We start from the raw sequence: 6,813 nt of genomic DNA, 5'->3' as shown, positions 1-6,813 counted from the left end.
CCAGGATGCCCGAAGACGGGCCGGCCCCTCCGACGACGGCGGTGCCGGATGTCTTGGGCCAGAACCGGCGGCGCTGGAACGGATAGGTGGGCAGTTCGATGCTGCGACGTCGCTGACCATGCAGCGCAGCGAAATCCGGACGATGGCCGCCGACGTAGGCCGCGGCCAGCGCGTCGGCGATCTGGCGCCGATCGCCGACGCCCTTACGCAGCGAGACGATCGCCCGCGGTGCGGTCAGGTGCTCCGGCCAGACCTGCACCGCGGCACCGGTCAGCACCGGTTGCGGACCGATCTCCATCAACACCGAGCAGCCCAGCGCCGCCGGTTCTGGCCCAAGACATCCGGCACCGCCGTCGTCGGAGGGGCCGGCCCGTCTTCGGGCATCCTGGGCAGCGCGAAGGACCTCGCCTCGGGCGACTCCGTCTACACCAGCAGGTTGTCCGTCAAATCGCAGCCGTGGCTATCCGATCACGTCATCTACGGCACGGTCGTGGTGCCCGGCGCAACCTACGCGGCGATGGCGTTGGCCGCGGTCGGCACTCCGGCACGGGCGAAGGACGTCTTCTTCTACGAGCCGATCATCTTGCCGGAGAAGAGTTCTCGCGAGGTACAGCTGACCTTGCACCCGGTGCAGGCAGGTCGCGAATTCACCTTCCAGGTGCACAGCCGTCCCTACGGGGAACGCGGCGCCGAGTGGTCGTTGAACGCCGAAGGCACCGTGGTCGCCGGCGCGGACGACGTCACCGACGAGCCGGTGTCCGATGACGGTGATCCGATCGACGAAGCGCTCGAGCGGCTGAACCGCATGCGTCCACAGGAGTTGTTCGAGACCTTCGCCGACTTGGAGCTGGCCTGGGGACCGACCTGGTCCGGTTCCCTGAAGTCACTGTGGCTCGGTGACGGCGAGGCGGTCGGCGACATCCTCGTCGGTGCCGAACTCGCCGAACAACTCGGCAGCGAGCCGATGCACCCGGTGCTGATGGACCTGTGCACCGGGGTCGCCTTCCCGGCCTTCCCGGCGCTCCTCGCCGCCGAACAGGGCGTCAACGATCTGTTCCTGCCGCTGCGCTACGGGCAAGTGATGTTGCGGGAGAAGATGCCGCGGCGGTTCTACTGCCGTGCGAGGTGGCACACCAGCGAACTCAACAGCGAGACCCAGGTATTCGACCTCGATTTCGTCGACCGGGACGGCCGCCGGCTGGGCGGGATTCGCGAGTTCACGGTGAAACGCGCACCGCGCGAGGCGTTGCTGCGCGGCCTCGGCGGCGATGCCACCCGGCTGCTGTACACCCTCGGCTGGCACGAGGTGCCGGCGCCGCCGGCCGAAGAAGCCGCAGAGATCGGCGGCACCTGGTTGATCGCCGGATTCGACGAACTGGCCGCCAAGGTGCCGGGCTGCATCGCGTTCGACCGGAGCGCAGATCCGCAGCCGTTGGGGCAGGTGCTGACGCAGGCCGCCGAGCAGGGGCTGCCGTTCGCCGGCGTCGTCTGGCGCGGCGAAGCGCCCAACGCGGGCAAAGGTGGCGCCGACTCGACCAACGGGGCGGCGCGCCTCGAGACCGAGATCGCCAATCTGCTCAGCGCCGTGCACGCGGTGCAGGGCGGCGGCGTGAATTTGCCTGGGGGACTGTGGATTGTCACCGAGCGGGCCGTGGCATGCGAATCCGGCGAGCCGGTCGACCCGGTGCAGGCGGCGCTGTGGGGGCTCGGGCGCACCACGATCAACGAGGAACCGGCGCTGCGCGCCAAGTTGATCGATTGCGACGGATCACCGGAGGCCGTGCACGCGCTGGCCAGCCTGTTGGCCACCCCGGTGGACGAACCGGAACTGGCGGTGCGACAAGGAAAGCTGCTGGCATCCCGGTTGCTGCCGTGGGCGCGCAGCGGTCATCTCACGGTGCCGCGTGCGGGCGACTACGTCCTGGCGCCCACCGAGCGCGGCGCGATCGACAACCTGCGACTCACGGAAGTGGACGTCGCACCTCCGGGCGAGGGCTATGTGCAGGTCCGGGTGGAGGCCTCGGGCCTCAACTTCCGCGACGTGCTCAACGTCCTCGGCCTCTATCCGGGCGACCCGGGACCCATCGGCGGTGATTTCGCCGGCGTCGTCACGCAATTGGGCGCCGGCGTCACCGGGCTCGAGGTCGGTCAGCGCGTCTACGGCTTCATGCAGGGGGCGTTCTCCAGCCGGTTCAACGTGCCCGCCCAGCTGCTCGCGCCGATCCCCGACGGCGTCAGTGCGGTCGAGGCGGCCACCATTCCCGCTGCGGCGCTGACGGTTCGGCTCGCGTTCGACTGGGCACAGCTGAAGCCCGGCGACCGTGTGCTCATCCACGCCGCCAGCGGCGGTGTCGGCCTGGCGGCCATCCAGATGGCTCAGCAGTGCGGTGCCACCGTCTTCGCCACCGCCAGCACCTTCAAGCGCGCGACGCTGCGCAAGCTGGGTGTGGAGTACGTCTATGACTCGCGCACAACGGATTTCGCCGACCAGATCCTCGCCGACACCGACGGTGCCGGCGTCGACGTGGTGCTCAACAGCCTGACCAGCGAGGGGTTCCTCGAAGCGACCGTGCGGGCGACCGCCCAGAACGGCCGCTTCGCCGAGATCGCCAAGCGCGACATCTGGACACCCGAGCAGATGGCGCAGGCCCGTCCCGACATCGCCTACGAGATCGTGGCGCTGGACACGGTGACCTTCCAAGAGCCCGAACGCATTCGGGGCTTGCTGACCGAGGTGTCACAGGGATTGGCCGACGGGGACTGGACACCGCTGCCGGCCGAGATCTACCCCCTGACCGAGGCGCGGGCCGCGTTCCGCCGCATGCAGCAAGCGCGGCACATCGGCAAGATCGTGGTGCAGATACCCAATCCGCTGCAGCCGCGGGCGGATCGGAGCTACCTGATCACCGGTGGACTGGGAGCCATCGGTCTGCACACGGCGTCGTATCTGGCGCAGCTCGGTGCCGGTGACATCGTGCTGACCAGCCGACGGGAGCCGGGTGCGGACGCGCAACGGTTGATCGAGGAGATGACCGAGCGCTACAAGTGCCGCATCCATGTCTTCACCGCCGACGTCGGCAACGAGTCCGAGGTTGCCGCGCTGCTGGCGCGCATCCGCGCGGAGCTGCCACCGTTGGCCGGCGTGGCCCATCTGGCCGGCGTGCTCGATGATGCGCTGCTGTCCCAGCAGAGCCTGGAACGGTTCCAGACAACGTTGGCGCCCAAGGCATTCGGCGCATGCCACCTGGACAGGTTGACCCGAGACGACGAGCTCGACTTCTTCATCGTGTCCTCGTCGGTGTCGAGCTTGTTCGGTTCGCCCGGTCAGTCCAACTACGCGACCGCCAACGCGCTGCTCGACGGCCTGGTCGCACAGCGCAGGGCGCAGGGCCTGCCGGCCACCGGCGTCAACTTCGGTCCCTGGGCCCAGGGCGGCATGGCCTCCTCGGAGGCCGCGACCGCCAACATCAGTGCGCAGGGCCTGATTCCGCTGGAACCGTCGGCGGCCCTGGGTGCCCTCGCCGAGGTCGTCGCGAACGGAACCGGCCAGGCCACCGTCCTCAAGGCCAACTGGCAGCGCGCCGCGAAGGTGCTGGGCAGTTCGCGACCACCGATCCTCGACGTGGTGTTGCCCAGTGCGGTCGGAGAGGTGACCGGTGACAGCGAGTTGCTCAAGCAGCTCATGGAGATTCCGGTGCCACAGCGCGCCGGTTTCGTGACCGAATTCCTGCAACGAGAGGTGCAGAACTTCCTGCGGCTCGCCTCACCGCCGGCGGCGAGCAGCCGGTTCCTGGACCTGGGGACGGATTCGTTGATGGCGATCGAGCTGCGCAACCGGCTGCACAGTCAGTTCGGCCGTAAGTTCACGATCAACGCGACTGCGGTGTTCGACTATCCGACCATCGGAGGCCTGGCCGAATACCTCGTGGGTCAGCTGCCCGACGCGGACACCGAGCCGGGCCAGCCGGAACCGGTTGCGGCGCAGGAGCCGCAATGATGTCAGGCGCTGATGTCGAACCCGGTGATGACCTTGGTCGGACGCAGCCGCACCACTAATTCGCCGGGAACGGCGTTGCGCCTGCCGAATTCGTCGGCGCGGTCGGCGCCCATGTAGCGGCCCCCGGTGCGGGTCGCGATGTCCAGCACGTCCTGCGGATCCTCGCTGACCGTGGCCACGCCCTGCACCTGGACGAACGAATACGGCGGATGAGGGTCGTCGACGCAGATCACCACTCGCGGATCGCGGGCCAGGGCACGGCCTTTCGACGTGTCGCGACCGGTGTTGAACGCCAACTGCCCGTCGTCGACGACGAACCACACCGGGGCGACCAGCGGCCTGCCATCGGCGGCGACGTAGCCCAGCATCCCGGTACGGGTGCCGGTCGAGAGGAACTCGATGACCTTTTCGGTCAGCTCGGCCATGCGTTAGAGGCGGGCCAGGTCGTAGTCGCCGAGGTGGTCGATCAGGTTGTGCAGGTGCTCACCCGAGGTGCCCAGCGTGTGCTCGATCGCGGTGAGCCGGGCGGCATAGTGGCTGACCGGGTATTCCGCGGTCACCCCGATGCCGCCGTGCATCTGGACCGACTCCTGCGCGATGTGCCGTCCCGATCGGCCGACCTGCAGCTTGGCGCGCGAGGCGATCACCGGGTCGATGTTGCCGTCAGCGATCGACATGGCCGCGTACAGGGTCATGCTGCGGGCCAGTTCCAGCGAGACGTACATGTCGGCCGCGCGTTGCGTGAGCGCCTGGAATTTGTTGAGCGTGACGCCGAACTGCTTGCGGGTCTTGAGGTAATCAGTGGTCAGGCGCAGCGATTCCTCCATGGCGCCCAGCGCTTCGGCGCACAACGCGGACTGGATGCGCACAATGGTGTCGCGGATCGCGCCCGACGCGTCGACCGCCTCGCCGAGGGGTTCGGCGGCAGTGGAGTCCAGGTCGATCTGGGCGCCGCGCTGTCCGTCGAACGTCCGGAACGGGTGCCTGGTGACCGATGCCGCATCGACCAGGAACAGGCCGGCGCCGCCGCTCGGCAAGGCGGCGCTGACCACCAGGGTGTCGGCGGCGTCCCCGGCCAGCACCGGGTTCTTCCGACCGCTCAAGGTCCACGAATCACCTTGCTGCGCAGCCTTGGTGCTCAACTCGGCGGACGGATCGCGCTGCCCCGGCTCGAGGTGGGCGAACGCCAGCAGCCGCTGCCCGCCCGCGACCTCGTCGAGCAGTTCCTTCTGCGCGTCGGTGCCCAGCTCGGCGATCAGCGCACCGGGTCCCAGCGCGGCGTGCAGTACCGGTTCGGGGGCGAGGCGGCGCCCGACCTCGTTGAGCACCACCATGATCTCGATCTGGCCGGACTCGTCCGGATCGAAACCGAGGCCGAGGATGCCGGTGTCGGCGAGCTGGCTCCAGACCTCGCGGCTCCAGCCGAGATCGGAGCCGATGATCTTGTTGCGGCTTTCCGGGTCGTAGGTGCGCGACAGCAGGTCGCGCGTGGTGTCGCGGAGCAGGGCCTGCTCGTCGCTCAGCTGAAAGTCCATGACTGCCTCACAATCCCAGAATCGTCGACGCGATGATGTTGCGCTGCACCTCGCTGCTGCCGCCGTAGATCGACGTCTTGCGGTAGTTGAGGTAGTGCGGCGCACTGTGTTGGGCCCAGTCCGGCGAGGCGATGTCTTCGCCGTTGGCCGGCAGCGCGTCTGGCCCGGCCACCTCGACGAGCAGTTCGGTGGCCACCTGCTGCAATTGGCTGCCGCGCAGTTTGAGCACCGACGAGGCCGGATTGGGCTGCCCGTCCGCGGAGTCGGTGACGACCCGCGACTGGGTGAGTTCCAGTGCCAGCAGCTCGTTTTCGGCCTCGGCCAGCCGCGCCGCGAACAGCGGGTCGCCCAGCACTCCGGTGGCCTTGGCGTGTTTCTTCACCTCGGCGAGGCGCACCTTGGTCCGTCCCACCCCGGCGATGCCGGTGCGCTCGTTGCCGAGCAGGAATTTAGCGTACGTCCAGCCCTGATTCTCTTCTCCGACAAGCTGATTGGCGGGAACCCGGACGTCTTCGAAGAAGACCTCGTTGATTTCGTGGCCGCCGTCGATCGTCTTGATGGGTCGCAGGGTGATGCCCGGCGTCTTCATGTCGAAGAGCAAAAAGGAGATGCCGGCCTGCCGCTTGGGCGCTTGCGGGTCGGTGCGGACCAGGCAGAAGATCCAGTCCGCGTACTGGCCGAGCGTGGTCCAGGTCTTTTGGCCGTTGACCACGTAGTCGTCGCCGTCCCGCACCGCGGTGGTGCGCAGCGAGGCCAGATCCGACCCCGCCTCGGGCTCGGAGAAGCCCTGGCACCACCAGATGTCGAGGCTGGCGGTCGGGGGCAGGAAGCGTTGTTTGACTTCCTCCGAACCGAATTCGGCGATCACCGGGCCCACCATCTTGGTGTTGAAGTTCAGCGGCTCGGGGACGCACGCCAGCTGCATCTCGTCGGCCCAGATCTGGTGCTGGGTCGGGGTCCAGTCCTTGCCGCCCCATTCCACCGGCCAGTTCGGTACTGCCAGGCCGTGCTCGTGCAGGATCTTGTGGCTGGTGACGATGTCGTCGTGGTTCACTTCGGCCGAGCCGCGGCGTACCCGCTCGCGCAGCTCCTCGGGAATCTTAGTCGTGTAGATGGTGCGGAGTTCGTCGCGGAACGCGGCTTCCTCGGGCGTGAGCGCCAGTTGCATGGCAGCCTCCTGTCGTTTCGGGGTGACCGTGACGACGCAGCGCCCCGAGCTGTTTTCTGGCGGTGCTGGTCGTTCGCTCGACTTCCATCTTGACCCATCCCTCGCGGGCCCCG

Annotated in this window: 3 protein-coding genes and 2 pseudogenes; 1 reads left to right on the top strand and 4 read right to left on the bottom strand. The window is 68.2% G+C overall.

The features are described 5' to 3' along the window. Positions 1-322: pseudogene (locus A5646_RS28805) on the bottom strand (hypothetical protein); the annotation flags it as partial. On the opposite strand from A5646_RS28805, the pseudogene A5646_RS06870 reads away from it, so the two are divergent. After that, a pseudogene (locus A5646_RS06870) lies at positions 314-3,997 on the top strand (SDR family NAD(P)-dependent oxidoreductase); the annotation flags it as partial. The pseudogenes A5646_RS28805 and A5646_RS06870 overlap by 9 nt on opposite strands. 2 nt (positions 3,998-3,999) lie before the next feature. Here the strand turns inward: A5646_RS06870 and A5646_RS06865 are convergent. The 3 genes from A5646_RS06865 to A5646_RS06855 are packed head-to-tail and all read right to left on the bottom strand — an operon-like array spanning position 4,000 to position 6,700. Further along, entirely contained in the window at positions 4,000-4,422 is a 423-nt protein-coding gene (locus A5646_RS06865) for a PPOX class F420-dependent oxidoreductase (RefSeq protein ID WP_066880991.1), read from the bottom strand. Between the two features lie 3 nt (positions 4,423-4,425). Next, entirely contained in the window at positions 4,426-5,532 is a 1,107-nt protein-coding gene (locus tag A5646_RS06860) for an acyl-CoA dehydrogenase family protein (protein WP_067020778.1), read from the bottom strand. Positions 5,533-5,539: 7 nt separating this feature from the next. Beyond that, complete coding sequence (locus A5646_RS06855) at positions 5,540-6,700, bottom strand: acyl-CoA dehydrogenase family protein (RefSeq protein WP_066867129.1); 1,161 nt, start codon at positions 6,698-6,700, stop codon at positions 5,540-5,542. Between the last annotated feature and the right edge of the window lie 113 nt (positions 6,701-6,813).

This window comes from Mycobacterium sp. 1245499.0, assembly GCF_001673615.1.
Taxonomy (GTDB): Bacteria; Actinomycetota; Actinomycetes; order Mycobacteriales; family Mycobacteriaceae; genus Mycobacterium; species Mycobacterium europaeum_A.
This window is presented reverse-complemented; position numbering and strand designations above follow the sequence as displayed.

Coding starts and splice junctions, on each gene's coding strand:
- A5646_RS06855 (WP_066867129.1), bottom strand. CDS start 6,700: ATGCAACTGGCGCTCACGCCCGAGGAAGCCGCGTTCCGCGACGAACTC.
- A5646_RS06860 (WP_067020778.1), bottom strand. CDS start 5,532: ATGGACTTTCAGCTGAGCGACGAGCAGGCCCTGCTCCGCGACACCACG.
- A5646_RS06865 (WP_066880991.1), bottom strand. CDS start 4,422: ATGGCCGAGCTGACCGAAAAGGTCATCGAGTTCCTCTCGACCGGCACC.